Origin of the sequence: Dermacoccus sp. NHGro5 (genome assembly GCF_017565385.1) — a bacterium.
Taxonomy (GTDB): Bacteria; Actinomycetota; Actinomycetes; order Actinomycetales; family Dermatophilaceae; genus Dermacoccus; species Dermacoccus nishinomiyaensis.
In genome coordinates this window covers 283,231-303,720 of the sequence record NZ_JAGEKQ010000004.1, presented here as the reverse complement: position 1 = coordinate 303,720, position 20,490 = coordinate 283,231, and the positions used below count along the sequence as shown (strand labels likewise).

The following is a 20,490-nucleotide window of genomic DNA, read 5'->3' as shown; positions in this document are numbered from 1 at the left end:
CTGGCATTCCGTGGTGGATCAGACGACGAAGCATATTTTTGTCACCGGAGGCGTGGCCTCCTCCCTCGGAAAGGGCCTCTCGGCATCCAGTCTCGGCCGTTTGCTGCGTTCGCGCGGCCTGCGCGTCACGATGCAGAAGCTCGACCCCTACTTGAACGTTGACCCGGGAACGATGAACCCGTTCCAGCACGGTGAGGTGTTCGTCACCGAAGACGGCGCGGAGACCGACCTCGACATCGGTCACTACGAGCGATTCCTCGACGTCAACCTGCACGGGCGCGCCAACGTCACGACCGGCCAGGTGTACTCCGATGTCATCGCACGCGAGCGTCGCGGGGAGTACCTCGGTGACACGGTGCAGGTCATCCCACACATCACGAACGAGATCGTCGAGCGCATGCGCGCCGAGGCGAACGGCGACGACGCACCCGACATCATCATCACCGAGATCGGTGGCACGGTCGGCGACATCGAGTCCTTGCCGTTCCTCGAGGCCGCACGCCAGGTGCGCCACAACGTGGGGCGCGACAACGTCTTCTTCCTCCACGTCTCGCTCGTGCCGTACATCGGCCCCAGCGGTGAGCTGAAGACGAAGCCGACGCAGCACTCCGTCGCTGCACTGCGTCAGGTCGGCATCCAGCCCGACGGGCTCATCCTGCGCGCCGATCGCGAGATCCCCGAGCCGATCAAGCGCAAGATCTCGCTCATGTGCGACGTCGACTCCGAGGCCGTCGCGGCCGCCGTCGACGCGCCGAGCATCTACGACATCCCGCGCGTGCTGCACTCCGAGGGGCTCGACGCGTACGTCATCCGCCGCCTTGGCCTGCCGTTCCGTGACGTCGACTGGGCCCAGTGGGACAAGCTCCTCGACCACGTCCACCGTCCGGCGCACGAGGTCGAGATCGCCCTCGTCGGCAAGTACATCGACCTGCCCGACGCCTACCTGTCGATCACCGAGGCGATGCGCGCCGGCGGTTTCCATCACGACACGAAGGTGAGGATCCGCTGGGTCGCCTCCGACACCTGCACGAGCGACGCGGGCGCGAAGAAAGCGCTGTCGGGTGTCGACGCGGTGCTCGTGCCCGGCGGGTTCGGCGTGCGCGGCATCGAGGGCAAGCTCGGCGCGCTGAAGTGGGCCCGTGAGAACAAGGTGCCGACGCTCGGCATCTGCCTCGGCCTGCAGTGCATGGTCATCGAGTACGCGCGCAACGTCGCGGGCATCGCTGACGCGTCGAGCTCCGAGTTCGACCCCGAGACGTCACACCCCGTCATCGCGACGATGGAGGAGCAGAAGTCGTTCGTCGAGGGCGCCGGCGACCTCGGTGGCACGATGCGCCTCGGCGCCTACCCGGCGAAGCTGCTCGACGGCTCGGTCGTGTCGAACGCCTACGGCACGACGGAGGTGAGCGAGCGTCACCGTCACCGCTACGAGGTGAACAATGACTACCTCGAGCAGGTCACCGACGCTGGACTCGTCGTCTCGGGTACGCACCCCGAGCTCGGGCTCGTCGAGTTCGTCGAACTGCCGAAGGACGTCCACCCGTACTACGTCTCGACGCAGGCTCATCCGGAGTTCAAGTCGCGACCGCACCGCGCGCACCCGCTGTTCGCGGGGCTCGTCCAGGCCGCGCTGGAGCGACCGAGCAAGTGACGACGTGCGGCTGCTGTTCGGGCCGCGTGTCATGAATCGAGGAGGGCGATGCCGGAGACGGCGCCGCCCTCCTCGGCGTTTCTTGGGACGTCGGCCTGCGACGTAGCGGCCGGGCGCGACCGGGTGCCAGTCCGGTGTGTCAGGATCGGTGGCATGACTTCCATGCACCCCACGATCACCCCCAGCGAACTCGTCGACGACTACACCCCCGCGCCCGTCGTGCGCAGCGACGTCGTCTACGAGGGATGGGTCTGGGACGTCGTCCAGGAGGAAGCCGATCTCGGCGATGCCGGGCGCGTCACCCGTGACTTCGTCCGCCATCCGGGCGCCGTCGCCGTCCTCGCGATGCGCGGCGAACCCGGCGCCGAGGAGGTGCTCGTCATTCGCCAGTACCGGCACCCCATCGGTGCGCAGGAGTGGGAGATCCCGGCGGGGCTGCTCGACGTCGACGGCGAGCTGCCGCACGAGGCGGCGCTGCGTGAGCTCTACGAAGAGGCCGACCTGCGCGCCGGGCGTCTCGACCTGCTCATCGACTACGCCTCGTCACCGGGCGGGCTCTCGGAGCAGCTTCGCGTCTTCCTCGCCCGCGACCTCACCGACGTGTCGGAGGATGACCGGTTCGAGCGCGAGGAGGAAGAACTCGACATGCCGACCGGCTGGGTTCGCCTCGACGACGTCGTCGACGCAGCGCTCGCCGGGCGCCTCCACAACCCGGCGCTGCTCATGTCATGCCTCGCGGCTCGCGCGGCGCGCGACGCGGGCTGGGCACCGTTGCGCGCCCCCGACACCCCGTGGTCGGTGCACCCCGCCTTCGCTCCGAAGCAGTAGCGGGTCAGCGGTAGCCGCCGCGGCGGCGCACCTCGGCGGCGATGCTGTCGCGTGACGCCCCGGTGGCCAGCATCGTCATGACGAGCAGTCGCACCTGCGTGGCGCGCAGGTAGCCACCCATGACGACGCCGCGGCGCTGGAGGTCGACCTCCGCGCCGACCGCACCGTACGTCTCGACGAGCGCCGGGCCCGAGAACGTCCGGCTTGTCATGATGACGGGAATGCGGGCCGCGATGTGTCCGACGCTCTCGGCCCACCACCCGGGCACGTGCCCGGCTCCGAGGCCGGCGATGACGAGCGCGTCGGCGCCCGCGCTCACGGCGTCGAGCGCCCGCGCGGACTGCCCGAGTGCCACCGTCAGGACGGGCACCTCGGCGTCGACGGCGTCAGGCCGGGGGAGGGCCGACAGTCGCGCGGGGCGGTAGAAGAGGTGGGTATGACCTTCGAGGACGCGCCCGATCGGGCCGCAGTCGGGGGAGACGAACGTCGTGAGCGACGACGTGTCGCCCTTCGTCACCGAGCGCGCCGCGTGGATCTCATCGGCGAACACGGCGACGACGCCCAGCCCACGCGCGGCGTCGCTCGCGGCGACGCGGATCGCGGCGAGCATGTTGGCGGCTCCGTCGGCCCCGGCCATCGTCGGGTTGCGCATCGCGCCCGTGACGGCGAACGCGCGCCCGTCGTCCCAGAGCAGGTCGAGCAGGTAGGCGCTTTCCTCGAGCGTATCGGTGCCCTGGACGAGGACGAACCCGTCGGCGTCGGAGGCACTCGCGCGCTGCAGCACCTCGAGCAGGTGCGCCGGGGTGAGCGAACCGCTCTGTTCGCGCGCGATCGTCTCGCCGGTGAGGTCGACGTCAGCTGCGTCGAGGCCGGGGACAGCGGCGATGAGGTCGTCCGCGCCGAGCGTGGGGCGCACTCCGGCGCCGCCATCGGAGGACATGGAGATGGTTCCGCCGAGGAAGTACATCGCGATCCGCTTCGTCATGGCGCACAGGTTATCGTCGTGCCAACGAACCGCCGCGCGTCGATCGCTGCGCGAGCCCGTCACCGAGGAGACCCATGCCTGCTGCGGCCGACCCAAGCGTGCGACCCGGCCCGGACGCCGAGTGTCCCTGCGCCTGGGTGCCCGGGCGCTCGTTGCGCGAATGCTGCGGCCCGCTCGTCCTCGACGGCGTGCTCGCGCCGACGCCCGAAGCGCTCATGCGCTCGCGCTACACGGCGTTCGTGCTACGTGATGCCGACCACCTCTGGCGCACCTGGCATCCGCGCACGCGCCCGGCTCAGGTCGGCGACCTCGACGGCGTGACGTGGCTGGCCCTGCGGGTGCTCGACACGGGTGACGGCGGCATGAACGAGGCCGATACGCGCGGCACCGTCACCTTCGAGGCGTCCTACCTCGCCGACGACGGCCGTCGCGGGGTGCTGCGAGAGCACTCGCGCTTCGAACGCCGCGCCGGCCGCTGGTTCTACGTCGACGGGGACGAGCTCGACTGAGCCGCGAAAAACACGGGCGCGTCGCACACGCGGCATCACCTAGAATGAGCAGGTACGCCGTGGCGGCCTGACACCCCGCCCGAGCATGGCCCGTGACGGGCGTGTTCTGCGGCGGACCGCGCGTCCGGCGTCACCGACGAGAGGCCGAAGATCTTTCGGCGAAGGTGTGGTGGCACCGCGACCTGGCCCCCGCCCACACCTCCCGGGCTGCTCCCACGTGGGGCGCCCGGTCGAGCATCGTCCGATCGACGCGTCGCCGCATGGAACGAATCGAGAGGAACATCATGCTTCGAACCCATGAAGCCGGAACCCTTCGCGCAGCCGACGTCGGTGACACCGTCACCCTGACGGGTTGGGTGGCCAAGCGTCGCGACCACGGCGGTGTCGCCTTCGTCGACCTGCGTGACGCCTCGGGCGTCGTCCAGGTCGTCGCACGCGACGAGGTGCTGACGGGCGCCGCGCACGGTCTGCGCTCCGAATACTGCATCAAGGTGACGGGTGAGGTCGCCGCGCGCGAGCCGAAGGACGTCAACCCGAATTTGCCGACAGGTGAGGTCGACGTCGTCGCGAACGAGATCGAGGTGCTCTCCGAGGCGGCGCCGCTGCCGTTCCAGATCGACGAGCGCATCACCGTCGGCGAGGAAGCGCGCCTCAAGTACCGCTACCTCGACCTGCGTCGCAAGGACCAGGGCGACGCGATCCGTCTGCGCTCGAAGGTGAGCCAGGCTGCGCGCGCCGTGCTCAACGAGCGCGACTTCGTCGAGATCGAGACGCCGACGCTGACGCGTTCGACGCCCGAGGGCGCTCGCGACTTCCTCGTCCCCGCTCGTCTCGCGCCGGGCAGCTGGTACGCGCTGCCGCAGAGCCCGCAGCTGTTCAAGCAGCTGCTCATGGTCGCCGGGATGGAACGCTACTACCAGATCGCGCGCTGCTACCGCGACGAGGACTTCCGCGCCGACCGTCAGCCCGAGTTCACGCAGCTCGACATCGAGATGAGCTTCGTCGAGCAGGACGACGTCATCGAGCTCGGTGAGCAGATCGCGAAGGCCGTGTGGGCGACGATCGGCGTCGACCTGCCGACGCCGTTCCCGCGCATGACGTACGCCGACGCGATGGCGAAGTACGGCTCGGACAAGCCCGACCTGCGCTTCGGCAACGAGCTCGTCGAGTGCACGGAGTTCTTCAAGGACACGACGTTCCGCGTGTTCCAGGCCGAATACGTCGGCGCCGTCGTCATGCCGGGTGGTGCGTCGCAGCCCCGTCGTCAGCTCGACGCGTGGCAGGAGTGGGCGAAGCAGCGCGGCGCGAAGGGCCTCGCGTACGTCCTCGTCCAGGAGGACGGCTCGCTCACCGGCCCGGTGGCCAAGAACCTCACCGAGACCGAGGTGGAGGGCATCGCCGGCCACGTCGGTGCGAAGCCCGGCGACTGCATCTTCTTCGCCGCGGGTGCGACGAAGGCGTCGCGCGCGCTGCTCGGCGCAGCGCGTCTCGAGATCGGCAAGCGCTGCGACCTCATCGACGAGAACGCGTGGAGCTTCCTGTGGGTCGTCGACGCGCCGCTGTTCGAGCCTGCCGCCGACGCTGTCGCCTCGGGGGACGTCGCCGTCGGCTCCGGTACGTGGACGGCCGTGCACCACGCGTTCACGATGCCGAAGGCCGAGTACGTCGACACGTTCGACACCGAACCAGGCGAGGCGCTCGCGTACGCGTACGACATGGTGTGCAACGGCAACGAGATCGGCGGTGGCTCGATTCGTATCCACCGCAAGGACCTGCAGGAGCGCGTCTTCAAGGTCATGGGTCTGAGCGAGGAGGACGCGCACGAGAAGTTCGGCTTCCTCCTCGAAGCGTTCAGCTTCGGTGCGCCCCCGCACGGCGGCATCGCGTTCGGCTGGGACCGCATCGTCTCGCTGCTCGCGGGCACCGACTCGATCCGCGACGTCATCGCGTTCCCGAAGAGCGGCGGCGGCTATGACCCGCTGACGGCCGCGCCCGCCCCGATCTCCGCTCAGCAGCGCAAGGAGGCGGGTGTGGACGCCAAGCCTCAGGTCAAGAGTGAGGCTTCTGCGGACGCCGCATCGCCCGCCGCTCCGGCCGAGGCGTCGCCCAACAAGTCGTGATCGGCTGATCGGCGACCGATCAACGGGTCGAGCCCCTGACGTCGCATGACGTCAGGGGCTCGACCGATTCTGCGCGACGCGCCGGGGGTGCTGGGCCCGACAACGGTTTCAGGGCTTGCCCCTTTCAACCGTAGGGTCGCCACATGCGTGATACGGCTACCGTCCTGTTCGATGCCGACGGTGTGCTGCAGCACGCGCGTCACGGCTGGGTGGGTGCGCTCGACGCGATCGGTGGCGAGGGCTTCGCGTCCGTCGTGTTCGCCCGCGACCTGCCCGCCATGCGGGGCGAGGCGAGGATGCGTGACTGCCTCGTCGCCGCGGCCGAGGAGCACGGGGTCGCGCTCGATCCCGATGACGCGCTGCAGCTGTGGTCGCGTTTCGACATCGACGAAGAGGCGATGGCCGTCGTCGCGAAGGTCAGACGTGCCGGGTACGGCGTGCGTCTCGCAACCAACCAGCAGGACGTGCGCCGTGACCTCATGCGCCGCCGCTACGCCGGAGTGTTCGACGAGGAGTTCTATTCCTGCGAGCTCGGCGCGTGCAAACCGGCCGAGGCGTTCTTCGCGTCGATCATCGACCGGCTGGACGTCCCGGCGCGTCAGATCGTGTTCGTCGACGATTCGGCCCGCAACGTCGCGGCGGCGACGTCCTGCGGCATCCGGGCACATCTGCATGACCCCAGCAGCGGCGCGGCCGGCATGCGCCGGATGCTCGAGGGCGCCGGTGTTCGAATGTGACCGCAAATCGCCGTTGGGGACGGGATTCGCAAAGGGGGACGCGATTCGCGGGGGAGTCAGTCGCGGAGGCCGAAGCGGGCGTGCCAGCGTTTCATCGGGGCGGGGGCCCACCAGTTCCACCGGCCCATGACGGTCATCGTCGCGGGCACGAGGATCATGCGGACGAGCGTGGCGTCGAGAATGATCGACAGGGCGAGGCCCACGCCGATCTGCTTGATGATGACCATCTTCGCCGCCGCGAACCCGAGCATGACGATGACCATGAGAAGTGCGGCGCTCGTCACGATGCGTCCGCTGCGCTGGATGCCGACGGCGACGGCGCGCGCGTCGTCGTCACCATGTTCGTGGGCCTCGACGATGCGAGAGAGCAGGAATACCTCGTAGTCCATCGCCAGGCCGAAACCGAACGCGATGAGGATGACGGGGACGGTCGACTCGATCGCGTCGTTGCTCGTGTAGCCGAGCAGCGATTCGAAGTGGCCGTTCTGGAAGATCCACGTCATCGCTCCGAGGCTCGCGCCGAGGGAGAGGGCGTTGAACAGGAGGGCCTTGAGCGGCAGGACGAGCGATCCCGTCATGAGGAACAGCAGCACGAGCGTCGCGAACGCAACGACGAGCACGACGTAGGGGGCTCGCGCAGCGATGGCGTGCGTGTAGTCGTCGAGCTTGGCCTGCTGGCCCGTCACCCATGTCGGAAATCCTGGGCGGTGAGCGTGCAGGTCGTGGACGACGTGCTGCATGCGCCCGTTGGAGGGGGTGGCCCCGTCGACTCGCAATCCGACGGCGACCTTGCCGTCGCCGAGGTCACGCACGGGGTTGACCCCGGTGACGTATCCGCGGTGTGCGACATCGCTCGAGACCCACTTCGTCATCGTCGCCACGTCGGTCTCGCCGACGATGCTCACGGCGGGTTCGCCGAGCACAGGGAAGTCGTGGGCGAGGTCGTTCATGAGGGTGCGTTGCGGGTCCGACGTCGGCAGCAACGCGCTCGTCGAGCTCACCTGCCGCATGCCGATCAGCGGCGCGGCCAGCACGAGCAGGACGACGACGACACCGCAGATCGAGATCCACAGATGACGCTGGACGGCGTGGGCGAGGTCGGCGAATCGTCCCTCGTCCGCGTCAGGCTGCACGCGCTTCTTCGCGAGGCGCGCCGCAGCGAGGCGCGCGCAGGCGGGCACGAGCGTCAGCGCCGCCAGGCAGGCGACGGCGACGACGGACAGGCCGGCGAGGCCGATCGCCTTTGTCACCGATGCGGGGAACAGGACGAGCCCTGCGACGGAGATCGCGACCGTAAGCCCGCTGAAGAGAACGGTGCGCCCGGCCGTCGCGATCGTGCGCTGGGTCGCGAGGTCTTTGTCGGCGCTCGTGAGCACCCCGTCGAGGCCGTCGGCCTCGCGCTGCAGCGCGAGGCGCGACAGTTCCTCGCGGAAGCGTCCGACGATGAGCAGGCCGTAGTCGATCGAGAGGCCGAGACCAAGAATCGTGACGATGTTGACGACGGTCGCATCGAGGTCGGTGACGTGGCTGAACCCGAGCAGCGCGAGCAGCCCGCCGGCGATCGCAGCGATCGCGCCGATGAGGGGGAGGCCCGCCGCGATGAATCCTCCGAACACGATGACCATGACGATGAGGGTCAGCGGGAAGGCGATGCCCTCTCCGGTCTTGAGGTCTTCCTGCACCTGATCGGTGATGCGCTTGAGCACTTCCACGGACCCGCCGGTGCGCATGCGCACCCCCGCGGGCATCACCGCTTCGACGGCCTTCGTGACCTGCGCGCTCACGTCCTCCTGCACGCTCTTGTCGAGCCCAGCATCGAGCGTGGCGACGAAGACCATCGACTCGGGTGCGCTCGAGGAACGGTAGGCGGCAGCGACGCGCGGGTCGCGTTTCGCCGCGGGTGAGTACGCCGACTCGACCGCCGACGTGTGCACGACGTCGTCGATCACCTGCTGCACCTTCGCGCCGACAGCCGCTTGCTGTGAACTCGCCACCCCGTCGAGTCGGACGGCGACGCTGCCGCCGGCCTTGTCGCCGGTCAGCAGCATGTCGTTGCCGGTGTGTGCCTCACCCGGCACGAACGGCTCGGCCTGCTGCAGGTGTGCGAAGAGTCCGCCGCCACCGAAGGCGCCGGCCGTCGTCGCAAAGGCCAGGACGACGGCGACGAGCCACGTCAGGACGATGGCCTTGGCGTGACGCGCGACGAAGGCGCCGTAGCCTCGCCCGCTCGGACGCCCGCCGTCGGCCGGCTCGGGCGAATGGCCCGAACCATTTGACGAGGCAGCCGACGAATCGTCGGCCCGAGAGGCCCCGGCGCGCTGTCGCGTGGCGCCCCACCTCATCCGATGACCGCCACGATGACGCTGACGAGCGCGAGTGCCATGAGGGCGCACGGCAGCGGCAGCCAGCGCACGCGACGATCGGTGGGGACGTCGGTCGGGTTGTCCACCGTCTCGGCGTCGAGGGCTTCGCGCAGCGCGCCGGCAGAGCGCGAAGGCTGCGTCAGGGTGCCCGGCATCGGGCGCAGGGACGCGGTCGGCAGGATGCCGAGACGCGCGTCGTCGGTGTTGCGCGCGCCGCGCGCCTTCTGCGAGCCGATCGCCCACACCGTCGTCTTGTGCCCGTCGTTGTCATGGATGACGAGGCTGCCCTTCGACGTGGCGTGCGAGATGCCCGGCCAGGGCAGCGTCACCTCACGCACGACGTTGGAGACGACGACGTCGTCCGCGTCGAAGCGGATGCTCGGGCGCACCATGACGCAGAACGACGCCGCGGCGAGGGCGAAGCCGACGAACGCCATCGTGTGCGGCGAGCGGGCCATGAGGCCGCTGACGACGAGGACGATCCCGATGGCGACCCCGAACCACCCGATGACGACGTTGAACGTCTGACGGATCGCGGTGGGGTGGGAGGAATTGCTCATGGGGTGTCCTTCGAGGCGGGCGGCGCGGTGGCGCGGCTCACTCTAGTCGTGCCTTGTCGGTGGTGGCTGGTTGACTGCAGCCATGAGTGATGACCTGTTCTCGAGCCGACTCGACGGTGAACGAACCTCGGGCAGCGCTGGGGCGTCGGCGATGGCGCCGCTCGCGGTGCGCATGCGCCCGCGCACCCTCGAGGAGGTGCGTGGGCAGGGCGATGTGCTCAAGCCCGGGTCGCCGCTGCGGCGTCTCATCGAGGGTCAGGCGGGTGCGGCGGGGCCGATGAGCGCGATCCTGTGGGGGCCACCCGGAACGGGCAAGACGACGCTCGCGCACCTCGCGGCGAACAGCGCGGAACGCCGGTTCGTCGAGTTGTCGGCGATCACGGCGGGCGTCAAGGACGTGCGTCAGGCGATGGAGGAGGCGGGCCGCCACCTCGCGATGTACGGCCGTTCGACGGTCCTGTTCCTCGACGAGATCCACCGCTTCAGCAAGGCCCAGCAGGACGCGCTGCTGCCCGGCGTCGAGAACCGCACCGTCATCCTCGTCGCCGCGACGACGGAGAACCCGTCGTTCAGCGTCATCGCCCCGCTGCTGTCGCGTTCGGTGCTCGTCACGCTCACCTCGCTCGACGACGCGCAGATCGCGGACGTCATCGGCGCGGCACTCGTCGACGAGCGCGGTCTCGACGAGCGATTCACCCTCGACGACGACGCGCGCGATCACCTCGTCCGCATGGCCGGCGGTGACGCCCGGAGGGCGCTCACGGCTCTCGAGGCGGGCGCCGGGGTGGCGACGGACGCGGGGGAGAAAACCATCACGCTCGCCCACGTCGAGCAGGCGATGGCGGCAGCCGCGGTGCGCTACGACCGCGCCGGTGACCAGCACTACGACGTCGCTTCCGCCCTCATCAAGTCGATGCGCGGCTCCGACGTCGACGCCGCCCTGCACTATCTGGCACGCATGCTCGAGGCGGGCGAGGATCCGCGATTCATCGCGCGGCGCATCGTCATCGCCGCAAGCGAGGACGTGGGGATGGCGGATCCGACGGCGCTGCAGACGGCGGTGGCGGCGATGCACGCCGTCGCGCAGATCGGCATGCCGGAGGCGCGGATCATCCTCGCGCAGGCGGTCGTGCACAACGCGATCGCGCCGAAGTCGAATGCGGCGTACGCGGCGATCAACGCCGCCATCGCCGACGTCCGGGCGGGCCGCGGCGGCGCCGTGCCGCCGCATCTGCGCGGTTCGGGGTACGCCGGGGCGACGCAGTTGGGGCACGGGGCCGGATACACATACACGCACGATGAACCGGACGGCGTCGGCCCGCAGCAGTTCCTGCCGGACGACCTGCTGCCCGATGCGGACTACTACCACCCGACGTCGCGGGGGTGGGAGGAGCGGCTGGGGGAGCGATGGCGACGCCTGCGCGCCGTCATCCGCGGGGGTGAGAGTGCAACGTGATGCAGCTCACTGCGTGATGTTGCAGAATCGCGTGTTTCGTTAACGCGGTGTTACACCTGCGGCCATTCGCGGGTCAAAGGTAACGATCTGGTGACCCTCGTACTTTGAGGCTGGAATCACAATTTCGATGGGGCATGATCTGGGGTGCATGACGAGCTCGGCCAACCGCCGGGCCGCGTGTGACAGGCGGAGCGCGCACCGAGCGCCCTGAGACGGAAGGACGAAGCCTTGGCAATGGTCACCGGCGATCCCGCGCTCGAAGGGATGGGTCCCGATGGGGCCGAACCCCAGACGCCCGAGGAGCCCAAGGCGATCGAAGGTCGTTCGCTTCGTCAGATCGCCGTGTCTCGACTCAAGCGCGACAAGGCCACTCTGGCGGCGATGACCGTCGCAGGTCTCTTCGTCCTCACTGCGATCCTCGCGCCCATCCTCGTCAAGCTGAAGATTCTCGACCCGTTGACCAACCATCAGGACCTCATCAACGCTGATTCGAGTCCCAAGGGTTCCTGGGGCGGCATGAGCGCGGAGCACTGGCTCGGCGTGGTCCCGGGCAGCGGTACCGACACGCTGTCGCGCCTGCTGTACGGCATCACGTTCTCCGTGGTTGTCGGCCTGTGCGCGACGCTCGTCGCCGTCATCATCGGGCTCGTCGTGGGACTGGCATCCGGATTCGCTGGAGGAAAGGTCGACTTCCTCGGCACCCGCCTCATCGACCTCGTGCTGTGTTTCCCGCAGACCCTCATGCTGCTCGCGTTGTCCGGAACCTTCATCGCACGCATCAAGAGCATGGGTGTCTCGGACGACAACGTGGCGGCTGGAATCTACGTCATCCTCGTGCTGGGTCTCTTCGGTTGGCCGACCTTCGCCCGCATCATCCGCGGCCAGGTCATGACCCTGCGCAACCGCGAGTTCGTAGAGGCGGCCCGCAGCCTCGGAGCCACCAACAAGCGGGTGTACTTCACCGAACTGCTACCGAATCTCTGGGCCCCGATCCTCGTCTACGCCACGCTGCTGTTCCCGGCCTTCGTTTCGGCCGAGGCAGCCCTGAGCTACCTCACCGTGGGTATCAAGGCGCCCACCCCGACGCTGGGCAACATCATCACCGACTCGGTGAACTACCTCAACCAGGACCCGCTGTACTTCTTCGCGCCGGTGTTCACGATCGCGGCCCTGGTGCTGAGCTTCAACCTCGTCGGAGACGGTCTGCGCGACGCGCTCGACCCCAAGGCCGACCGCCACTGAGCCAGCCGGCTCACCCCTCATTTTCCTGACCACGTCCGGTCAGGTCAGTTGGATCGCCTCGGCGGATCCTTCTTCATCAAGGAGATGACGATGAACAAGAAGTCGTATTCCATCCTCGCCGTGGCGATCGCCGGCTCGATGAGCCTCGCCGCGTGCGGTGGCGGCTCGAGCGACGACAAGGGCAGCTCGAGTGAAGGTGGCGGCAAGGGCGGCACGCTCTACTACCTGTCGAAGCGTCCTGCTGAGCACCTCGACCCGCAGCGCATGTACATCGGCCGCGACATCGCCGACATGGGCCGCCTCACGTACCGCTCGCTCGTGCAGATGCCGGTCACCGAGGACGCCGCCAAGGCCGACAAGCCGGTGGCTGACCTCGCGACCGACACGGGCAAGATGAGCGACGGCGGCAAGAAGTGGAGCTTCACGCTCAAGGACGGCGTGAAGTGGCAGGACGGCAAGGACATCACGTGTGACGACCTCAAGTACGGCCTGAGCCGCAGCTTCGCGACCGACGTCATCACGGGTGGCCCGAACTACGCGCTCGGCTTCCTCGACGTGCCGCAGAAGGACGGCCTGCCCGTCTACAACGGCCCCTACAAGAAGGCCGGCCAGGCCGACTTCGACAAGGCCGTCACCTGCGATGGCAAGACGATCACGTACAAGTTCAACAAGGCGTGGCCGGACTTCAACCTCGCCGTGGCCTCGCTGCGCGCCTTCGACCCTTACCGCAAGGATCAGGACAAGGGAGACAAGAGCAACTACGCCGTCTTCTCGAACGGCCCCTACAAGCTGCAGGGCACGTGGCAGAAGGGCAAGGGCGGCACGTTCGTCCGCAACGAGAACTACGACGCCAAGACCGACGGCGTGCGCAAGGCTCTTCCGGACAAGATCGTCTTCCAGGAGGGCCTGACGAACGAGGTCATCAACCAGCGCCTCATCGCCGACTCGGGCAACGACAAGAACGCCGTCACGGACCGCGCGGTGCCGCCGTCGATGTACGGCCAGGTCACGGGCAAGATCGCGGACCGCTCGACGAACCCGCAGTCGCCGTACGTCGACTACCTCGTCCCGAACTTCAAGAAGATGACGAACCCGAAGGTGCGTCAGGCACTCCTGGCCGCGACGAGCCAGGACGCTTGGATCAAGGCCGGCGGTGGCGACAAGGCCTACACGAACGCCTACTCGATCATCAACCCGGCTCTGACCACGGCCTACGCCAAGAACCCGGCCTTCAAGTACGGCACGGGCGGCAACATCGAAGAGGCCAAGAAGCTCCTCAAGGAAGCCGGCCAGCCGAACCCGTCGATCAAGTTCACCTACTCCGGTGGCACGCCGACGTCGCAGAAGCAGGCTGCTGCGCTCAAGGACACGTGGGAGAAGGCCGGCTTCAAGGTCACCCTGAACGAGCTGACCGACACGTACTACGACGTCATCCAGAACCCGAACGCCGACGGCGACGTCTTCTGGGGTGGCTGGGGCGCCGACTGGCCGTCGGCCAGCACGGTCATCCCCGCCCTGTTCGACAGCCGCATCAACCTGACGGCGAAGTCGAACGGTCAGGACTACGGCAACTACAAGTCGGACGAGGTCAACAAGATGATCGACGAGGCGGCCAAGGCCACCTCCGTCGACGCCGCGGGCGAGATCTACAAGAAGATCGACCAGAAGCTCGGCGAGGACGTCGCCTACATCCCGCTGGAGAGCCAGAAGTTCTACCTCCTGCGGGGATCCAACGTGACGAACTACATCGACAACCCGGCTACCTCGATGTACCCGGACCTCGGTTCGGTCGGCGTCAAGAAGTGACCGCCTGACTCTGATCACCACCTGGCCGGCGGGCGTCCACAGACGCCCGCCGGCTCGGCCGGTCGCCGGCCACTCAACGAACCCACCCGTTCCCCGTTGGAGAGGACTGCCCGAAAGGGCGGAAGCTCATGGTTGCTTACGTCATCCGCCGACTGTTCTCGGGTCTGATCATGCTGCTCATGGTCACGCTCGTGACGTTCGTGCTCTTCTTCGCTGCAGGCAAGGACCCAGCGAAGCAAACCTGCGGCAAGAACTGCTCGCCCCAGCTCATCGAGCAGAACCGCAAGGCACTCGGGTACGACAAGCCCGTCATCAACCAGTGGACGGACTTCGTCAAGGGAACCGTGACCGGCCGTGAGTTCCCCGCTGACGAGGAACTCAAGCGCAAGGCACCCGAGACGATCGCCAAGTGTGACGCCCCGTGCCTGGGCTACTCGCCCCTCGCGTCCATGAGCGTGACCGACGAGATCAAACAAGCTTTCCCCATCTCCCTGTCCATCGCGGTCGTGTCGTTCGCGCTGACCCTCGTGATGGGTGTCGGCTTCGGCATCCTCGCGGCGCTGACGAGAGGTGGCATCGTCGACAAGATTCTCGTGGGATCGGCGCTGCTGTTCTACTCGCTGCCCACCTTCGCCATCGGTCTGTTGCTCTACCAGTTCGTCGCGTTGAAGTGGGGCATCGTGCCGGTGCCCGAATACCAGAGCATCGCCGATGGTGGTGTCGGCGGGTGGCTGCAAGGCCTGATCCTGCCGGCGCTCACGCTCGCGCTCTTCACCGCCGCGGGTTATGTCCGCATGACGCGCGCCTACGTCCTCGAGACGATGAGTGAGGACTACCTACGCACTGCCAAGGCCAAGGGCCTGTCCAAGGGCAAGACGCTGTGGAAGCACACGATGCGCGCGGCGATCACCCCGATCATGACGATGGCCGGCATCGATTTCGCCCTGCTCGTCGGCGGCGCGCCCATCACCGAGACGGTCTTCAACTACGACGGACTCGGCAAGCTCGCGGTGGCCTCGGCCTCGGCGTCGCCCGACCTGCCGACCACCGTCGGTATCGTCGTGGTCCTGTCGGCGCTCGTCATCGTGGCCAACATCATCGTCGACTGCCTCTACGCCGTGGTCGACCCGCGCGTGAAGCTGGCCTGAGGAGAGAGACCATGTTCGACAAGCTCAAGAAGAAGGTCGACGACTCCGTCGTCGGCGAGAAGGCCGAAGCTCTCGTTGACAAGGCCGGCGACGTCGTCGCCACCGCGGCCGCAAAGGTCCCCGGGCACGGCGCAGGCCATGGCGTGGGCCGCGAGACGTTCACGGACTCGGGCGCCAAGCCCGGCAAGAAGCAGGTCGACAAGAGTGGCACACCGCTGCTGTCGGTGCGCGACCTCAAGGTGCACTGGCCGACCGATGACGGCATCGTCAAGTCGGTCGACGGCGTGAGCTTCGACCTGTACGAGGGTCAGACGCTCGGCATCGTCGGTGAGTCGGGTTCCGGCAAGTCGGTGACGTCGACGACGATCATGGGCCTCAACCGTGGGACGAACGCTCAGATCTCCGGTGCGATCGATTTCGACGGTGACGACCTGCTCACCATCAAGGAAGACCGCATGCGCGAGCTGCGCGGGCGCAAGATGGCAATGATCTTCCAGGACCCGCTGTCGGCGCTTCACCCGTACTACACGGTGGGCGCGCAGATCATCGAGGCCTACAAGGTGCACCACCCCAAGGCGTCGAAGAAGGAGGCGCGTGAGCACACGATCGACATGCTCGCCCGCGTCGGCATCCCGTCGCCGCAGAAGCGAGTCGATCAGTACCCCCACGAGTTCTCGGGCGGTATGCGTCAACGGGCGATGACGGCGATGGCGCTCGTCAACGACCCGAAGCTGCTGATCGCTGACGAGCCGACGACGGCACTCGACGTGACGGTGCAGGCGCAGATCCTCGACCTCATGCTCGACCTGCAGCAGGAGTTCAAGTCCGCGATCATCATCATCACCCACGACCTCGGCGTGGTCGCCGACGTCGCGGACGACCTGCTCGTCATGTACGCCGGGCGTCCGGTCGAGAAGGGTGACGTCTACGACACGTTCGCGACGCCGCAGCACCCGTACACCGTGGGTCTGCTCAACTCGATGCCCCGTCTCGACGAGGCACGTCGCGAGCAGCTCGACCCCATCCCCGGCAACCCGCCGTCGCTCATCAACCTGCCGAGGGGTTGCTCGTTCGCGCCGCGTTGCGCGTTCAAGCACCTCGTGCCGGGCGATCGCTGCGACACCGAGATGCCCGATCTGCGCCACTTCGGCGACCAGGAAGCCCGCTGCTTCCTGACCGCAGAGCAGAAGGCCGAGCACATGAAGCCCGCGCAGACCCGCACGATCGACGGCGCCGACGCGGCTTCCACGACCGGTGCGGCCCACGCCGGGACTGCCGGCGCCGCGGACGCCCACGGCGCGACCAAGGTTGGAGACTGAGCATGACCAACGCAGACACGCACGCGACGAGCGTGACGCCGGGACCCGAGGACGCTCTCGCCGGCGCGACCCAGGTCGCCGTCGGAGAAGAGGTGCTGCGCGTCACCGGGCTGCAGAAGCACTTCCCGCAGAAGAAGGCGGGCCTCATCCGGCGCCCCGACAACCCCGTCAAGGCCGTCGACGGCATCGACCTCGTCGTCCACCGCGGTGAGACGGTCGGCCTCGTCGGCGAGTCGGGCTGTGGCAAGTCGACCGCCGGTCGCACGATGCTCAAGCTCCTCGAGCCCACGGGCGGCCGGATCGAGTTCGCCGGTGAGGACATCACCGACTTCAAGGGCGGCGACCTGCGGCGCATTCGTCGTGAACTGCAGATGGTGTTCCAGGACCCGCACGGCTCGCTCAACCCGCGTCACACCGTCGGCAAGATCATCTCGGCGCCGTTCGAGATCCAGGGCGTCAAGCCCGAGGGCGGCGTGAAGAACGCGGTGCAGGAGCTCATGTCGCGCGTAGGGCTCAACCCCGAGCACTACAACCGCTACCCGCACGAGTTCTCCGGTGGTCAGCGTCAGCGCATCGGTGTCGCGCGAGCGATCGCCCTCAAGCCGCAGGTCATCGTCTGCGACGAGCCGGTCTCGGCGCTCGACGTGTCGATCCAGGCGCAGGTCGTCAACCTGCTCGAGGAGATCCAGGACAGCGACAAGATGGCGTACGTCTTCGTCGCCCACGACTTGTCCGTCGTGCGTCACATCTCCGACCGCGTCGTCGTCATGTACCTCGGCAAGGTCATGGAGGACGCCGACCGCGACACGTTGTACGAGCGCCCGCAGCACCCGTACACGCACGCGCTGCTGTCGGCCGTGCCGATCCCGGACCCGACGCTCAAGGGCAAGCGCGAGCGCATCCTGCTCAAGGGCGACCTGCCGAGCCCGCAGAACCCGCCGTCGGGTTGCGTGTTCCGCACGCGTTGCCCAAAGGCACAGGATCTGTGCGCTCAGGTCGTGCCCGAGCCCGTCGAGGTCGCGCCCGGCCACCGCGTCGCGTGCCATTTCCCGGAGGTGCGCGCCGACGTCGTGTGACGTCACCCGCTCGAAGCCGTCAGGCCCGTCCCGCACCGGGGCGGGCCTGACGGCCGTGTGCACCCCGTAATCTGGTGGCAGCGCGACATGCGCGCTCGGAGAAGGAGATGACGTGGAGCTGACGCTCGGACAGATCGCCGGATTCATCGCCGCCGTCGCGTTCGCCGTGCTCGTGTGGCGCCTCGGCAGCGTCATCGGCAAGGCTGGTGCCGTTCTCGACGAGGCGAGCGCAGCGGTGCGCAAGGTGAGCGACGAGACGTTGCCGCTCATCACCGAGATGACCTCGACCGTCGCAGCCGCGAACACCCAGGTCGAGCGCCTCGATGCAATCACGGCCAACCTCGCGACGATGACGAATAACCTCAACGCCCTGACGTCGCTGACCGTGGCGACGGTCGGGCGCCCCATGCTGAAGGTCGCCTCCGTCGGTTACACCATCAAGACGGCAATGAGCGGAAAGACCCCGGGGACGCCGCGCCGATTCTGAGTGCTGCGCGGCTAGGGTCACCCCATGAACCAGATCACGACCGACCCCGTCACGGACGACGCTTCCACCAATCCGTTGCTGACGCGCAGCGACCTGCCGTTCGAGTTGCCGCCCTTCGAACGCATCCGCGCCGAGCACTTCGTCCCGGCCTTCGAGCATCTCGAGCAGCAGGTGCGGCGCACCCTCGCGGACATCACGCAGCCGCAGACACCAGCGACGTTCGTCGACGTCGTCGAGCCGTTGGAACGCGATCACGCGGCCACCGAACGCGTGTTGGCGCCGCTTTACACCCTGACCGGTTCTGACACGACACCGCCGTTGCAGGCCCTCGAGGACGAGCTCGCACCGCGCGTCGCCGCCCTGGCGGACCTCGTCGACGTCGATGCTGCCCTGCTCGAGAAGCTGCGCGAGGTTCGAGCCGGCGACGCCACGATGAGCCCCGAGCAGAGCCACGTCGTCGAGCGCCGGATCAAGGCGATGACGCTTGCCGGCGCGGCGCTCACCCCGGAGGCTGCCGAGCAGGTCAAGGCGATCAACGGCGAGCTCGCGACACTCGGCGCCGAGTTCGACCGCCGCCTGCTGGCCGACACCGCGGCCCTGGCCGTCGTCGTCGAGGAGCGTTCGAGCCTCGCAGGCCTCGACGACGCCGAGATCGACGCCCTGGCACGGCCCGAGCAGGACGGCGGCGGCTACGTCATCCCTCTCACGTATCCGACGGGACATCCCTACCTCGCGCGTCTGCGTGATCGTGACCTGCGTCGACGCATCATGACGGCGTCGACGGCGCGGTGCAGTCGCGGCGACGAGAACGACACGCGGGAACTGGTTCGGGACATCGCCCGCCTGCGTGCCCGTCGAGCCGCGCTGCTTGGCTTCGACAGCCACGCCGCGTGGGCGACGGCGGACAGCACGGCCAGGACGCCTCAGGCGGTGCTCGACATGCTCGCTCCCATCGCGCGTGCCGCCGGCGAGAACGCCCGCGCCGAGATCGAGGTGCTAGCCGCCACGGCGCGCGAGGACGGGGTGGACACGATCGAGTCGTGGGATCACGCGTACTACGCCGAGCAGGTCAGAGCGCGAGATCACGACGTCGACCTGGAGGCCCTGCGTCCCTACTTCGAGCTCGAACGTGTTCTCGAGCGGGGCGTGTTCGCCGCGGCCGAGCAGCTGTACGGCCTCACGTTCACCCCGCGAGCCGATCTGCGGGGCTGGAACGCGGACACGCGCGTGTTCGAGGTGCACGACGAGGACGAGGGCGCCGTCGGCCTGTACCTGCTCGATCCGTACGCCCGCCCGAGCAAGCGCGGCGGCGCGTGGATGCATTCGCTCGTCGAGCAGAACGACCTCCTCGGCCAGGCCCCCGTCGTCTGTAACAACCTCAACGTGACGCGGCCGTCGCAGGGGGAGCCCACCCTCATGACGTTCGACGAGGTGGAGACGTTCTTCCACGAGTTCGGCCATGCCCTGCACGGGCTGCTGTCGCAGGTGCGTCACCCGTCGGTCTCGGGGCCCAACGTCGAACGGGACTTCGTCGAGTTCCCCAGCCAGGTCAACGAGATGTGGATGCTGTGGCCGAGCGTCGTCGAGCGCTACGCCCAGCACGTCGAGACGGGGGAGACGCTGCCGGAGGCGGTGCGTGATCGCCTCGAGGCCTCGGCGACCTGTAACCAGGGCTTCGCCACCAGTGAGCTGGTGGGCGCCGCATTGCTCGACTTCTCCTGGCACCTGCTCACCGAGCAGGACGAGGTGCCGTCCGTCGAGCAGATGGCCGAGACGGTACGGCGCCGGTACGGACTGGACATCGACGCCGTGCCCTCCCGCTATGCCGCGCCCTACTTTCAGCACGTCTTCTCCGGTGGGTACTCGGCGGGGTACTACGGCTACCTGTGGTCGGAGGTGCTCGATGCGGACGCATGCGAGTGGTTCGTCGAGAACGGGGGAGCGACGCGCGAGAACGGACGGCGGTTCGCCGAACGGATCCTCGGCGTGGGCGGTGGCGCAGACCCCATGGGGGCGTACGAGAGCTTCCGCGGCCGGGCGCCGTCGCCGGGGCCGATGTTCCGCCGTCGCGGCCTCGAGGCCAGGAGTTCCGGGTCGCGCTGATGTCGGCCAGATGTCGTCCTTGTTTCGTGAGTAACGATGTCGTCACGGGCCGTCCCCCAGCCGTTCATCATCGGCGCCCACCACATATTCTTCAATCGCC

The 20,490-nt window shown here is 68.2% G+C and carries 16 protein-coding genes; 13 read left to right on the top strand and 3 right to left on the bottom strand.

Annotated elements, in window-relative coordinates; translation table 11 throughout:
• Positions 1-13: 13 nt before the first annotated feature.
• Together J4Z35_RS02350 and J4Z35_RS02345 are read left to right on the top strand one after the other, a co-directional pair.
• On the top strand, positions 14-1,651 hold the full coding sequence (locus J4Z35_RS02350; RefSeq protein ID WP_074039488.1) for a CTP synthase: 1,638 nt from the start codon (positions 14-16) through the stop codon (positions 1,649-1,651).
• 153 nt (positions 1,652-1,804) lie between these two features.
• Entirely contained in the window at positions 1,805-2,479 is a 675-nt protein-coding gene (locus tag J4Z35_RS02345; RefSeq protein WP_074039487.1) for an NUDIX hydrolase, read from the top strand.
• 4 nt (positions 2,480-2,483) lie between these two features.
• On the opposite strand, the gene J4Z35_RS02340 is transcribed toward J4Z35_RS02345, so the two are convergent.
• Positions 2,484-3,464, bottom strand: a complete 981-nt coding sequence (locus J4Z35_RS02340; protein WP_074039486.1) for an asparaginase — start codon at positions 3,462-3,464, stop codon at positions 2,484-2,486.
• A gap of 74 nt (positions 3,465-3,538) precedes the next feature.
• Here J4Z35_RS02340 and J4Z35_RS02335 point away from each other — a divergent pair, with 74 nt between their 5' ends.
• The 3 genes from J4Z35_RS02335 to J4Z35_RS02325 all read left to right on the top strand — a co-directional run bounded on the left by J4Z35_RS02335 (position 3,539) and on the right by J4Z35_RS02325 (position 6,830).
• On the top strand, positions 3,539-3,973 hold the full coding sequence (locus J4Z35_RS02335; RefSeq protein WP_006943881.1) for a YchJ family metal-binding protein: 435 nt from the start codon (positions 3,539-3,541) through the stop codon (positions 3,971-3,973).
• Between the two features lie 284 nt (positions 3,974-4,257).
• Positions 4,258-6,093, top strand: coding sequence for an aspartate--tRNA ligase (aspS, locus tag J4Z35_RS02330; protein ID WP_038571052.1), 1,836 nt, complete (start codon positions 4,258-4,260; stop codon positions 6,091-6,093).
• Positions 6,094-6,236: 143 nt separating this feature from the next.
• On the top strand, positions 6,237-6,830 hold the full coding sequence (locus tag J4Z35_RS02325) for an HAD-IA family hydrolase (RefSeq protein WP_038568532.1): 594 nt from the start codon (positions 6,237-6,239) through the stop codon (positions 6,828-6,830).
• Positions 6,831-6,886: 56 nt separating this feature from the next.
• Here the strand turns inward: J4Z35_RS02325 and J4Z35_RS02320 are convergent, their stop codons facing one another.
• A complete protein-coding gene (locus tag J4Z35_RS02320) occupies positions 6,887-9,172 on the bottom strand; it encodes an MMPL family transporter (protein ID WP_083603779.1) in 2,286 nt (761 codons plus the stop codon).
• Complete coding sequence (locus J4Z35_RS02315; protein ID WP_074039484.1) at positions 9,169-9,753, bottom strand: hypothetical protein; 585 nt, start codon at positions 9,751-9,753, stop codon at positions 9,169-9,171. Before J4Z35_RS02315 ends, J4Z35_RS02320 begins: the two co-directional genes overlap by 4 nt.
• An 82-nt stretch (positions 9,754-9,835) precedes the next feature.
• Here J4Z35_RS02315 and J4Z35_RS02310 point away from each other — a divergent pair, with 82 nt between their 5' ends.
• From J4Z35_RS02310 to J4Z35_RS02275, 8 genes are all read left to right on the top strand, one after another.
• The gene (locus tag J4Z35_RS02310) at positions 9,836-11,209 is read left to right on the top strand and encodes a replication-associated recombination protein A (protein ID WP_115296139.1); all 1,374 of its coding nucleotides are present in this window, start codon (positions 9,836-9,838) and stop codon (positions 11,207-11,209) included.
• A gap of 234 nt (positions 11,210-11,443) precedes the next feature.
• The gene (locus J4Z35_RS02305; RefSeq protein ID WP_051805934.1) at positions 11,444-12,451 is read left to right on the top strand and encodes an ABC transporter permease; all 1,008 of its coding nucleotides are present in this window, start codon (positions 11,444-11,446) and stop codon (positions 12,449-12,451) included.
• A 90-nt stretch (positions 12,452-12,541) separates the two neighbouring features.
• Positions 12,542-14,257, top strand: coding sequence for an ABC transporter substrate-binding protein (locus J4Z35_RS02300; protein ID WP_239304449.1), 1,716 nt, complete (start codon positions 12,542-12,544; stop codon positions 14,255-14,257).
• A gap of 128 nt (positions 14,258-14,385) precedes the next feature.
• Positions 14,386-15,405, top strand: a complete 1,020-nt coding sequence (locus J4Z35_RS02295) for an ABC transporter permease (protein WP_074039480.1) — start codon at positions 14,386-14,388, stop codon at positions 15,403-15,405.
• A gap of 11 nt (positions 15,406-15,416) precedes the next feature.
• Positions 15,417-16,724 carry an ABC transporter ATP-binding protein gene (locus J4Z35_RS02290; protein WP_074039478.1) on the top strand — a complete coding sequence of 436 codons (1,308 nt, stop codon included), beginning with the start codon at positions 15,417-15,419 and terminating at the stop codon, positions 16,722-16,724.
• A 2-nt stretch (positions 16,725-16,726) separates the two neighbouring features.
• Complete coding sequence (locus J4Z35_RS02285) at positions 16,727-17,800, top strand: oligopeptide/dipeptide ABC transporter ATP-binding protein (RefSeq protein ID WP_083603777.1); 1,074 nt, start codon at positions 16,727-16,729, stop codon at positions 17,798-17,800.
• 112 nt (positions 17,801-17,912) lie between these two features.
• Positions 17,913-18,287, top strand: a complete 375-nt coding sequence (locus tag J4Z35_RS02280) for a DUF948 domain-containing protein (protein ID WP_083603776.1) — start codon at positions 17,913-17,915, stop codon at positions 18,285-18,287.
• Positions 18,288-18,311: 24 nt separating this feature from the next.
• The gene (locus tag J4Z35_RS02275; RefSeq protein ID WP_074039477.1) at positions 18,312-20,390 is read left to right on the top strand and encodes a M3 family metallopeptidase; all 2,079 of its coding nucleotides are present in this window, start codon (positions 18,312-18,314) and stop codon (positions 20,388-20,390) included.
• The last annotated feature ends 100 nt before the right edge of the window (positions 20,391-20,490 follow it).

Bases quoted from the DNA above. Each gene is read 5' to 3' on its own strand.
- J4Z35_RS02345 (WP_074039487.1), top strand. From the start codon at position 1,805: ATGACTTCCATGCACCCCACGATCACCCCCAGCGAACTCGTCGACGAC.
- J4Z35_RS02340 (WP_074039486.1), bottom strand. From the start codon at position 3,464: ATGACGAAGCGGATCGCGATGTACTTCCTCGGCGGAACCATCTCCATG.
- J4Z35_RS02335 (WP_006943881.1), top strand. From the start codon at position 3,539: ATGCCTGCTGCGGCCGACCCAAGCGTGCGACCCGGCCCGGACGCCGAG.
- aspS (WP_038571052.1), top strand. From the start codon at position 4,258: ATGCTTCGAACCCATGAAGCCGGAACCCTTCGCGCAGCCGACGTCGGT.
- J4Z35_RS02325 (WP_038568532.1), top strand. From the start codon at position 6,237: ATGCGTGATACGGCTACCGTCCTGTTCGATGCCGACGGTGTGCTGCAG.
- J4Z35_RS02320 (WP_083603779.1), bottom strand. From the start codon at position 9,172: ATGAGGTGGGGCGCCACGCGACAGCGCGCCGGGGCCTCTCGGGCCGAC.
- J4Z35_RS02315 (WP_074039484.1), bottom strand. From the start codon at position 9,753: ATGAGCAATTCCTCCCACCCCACCGCGATCCGTCAGACGTTCAACGTC.
- J4Z35_RS02310 (WP_115296139.1), top strand. From the start codon at position 9,836: ATGAGTGATGACCTGTTCTCGAGCCGACTCGACGGTGAACGAACCTCG.
- J4Z35_RS02305 (WP_051805934.1), top strand. From the start codon at position 11,444: ATGGTCACCGGCGATCCCGCGCTCGAAGGGATGGGTCCCGATGGGGCC.
- J4Z35_RS02300 (WP_239304449.1), top strand. From the start codon at position 12,542: ATGAACAAGAAGTCGTATTCCATCCTCGCCGTGGCGATCGCCGGCTCG.
- J4Z35_RS02295 (WP_074039480.1), top strand. From the start codon at position 14,386: ATGGTTGCTTACGTCATCCGCCGACTGTTCTCGGGTCTGATCATGCTG.
- J4Z35_RS02290 (WP_074039478.1), top strand. From the start codon at position 15,417: ATGTTCGACAAGCTCAAGAAGAAGGTCGACGACTCCGTCGTCGGCGAG.
- J4Z35_RS02285 (WP_083603777.1), top strand. From the start codon at position 16,727: ATGACCAACGCAGACACGCACGCGACGAGCGTGACGCCGGGACCCGAG.
- J4Z35_RS02275 (WP_074039477.1), top strand. From the start codon at position 18,312: ATGAACCAGATCACGACCGACCCCGTCACGGACGACGCTTCCACCAAT.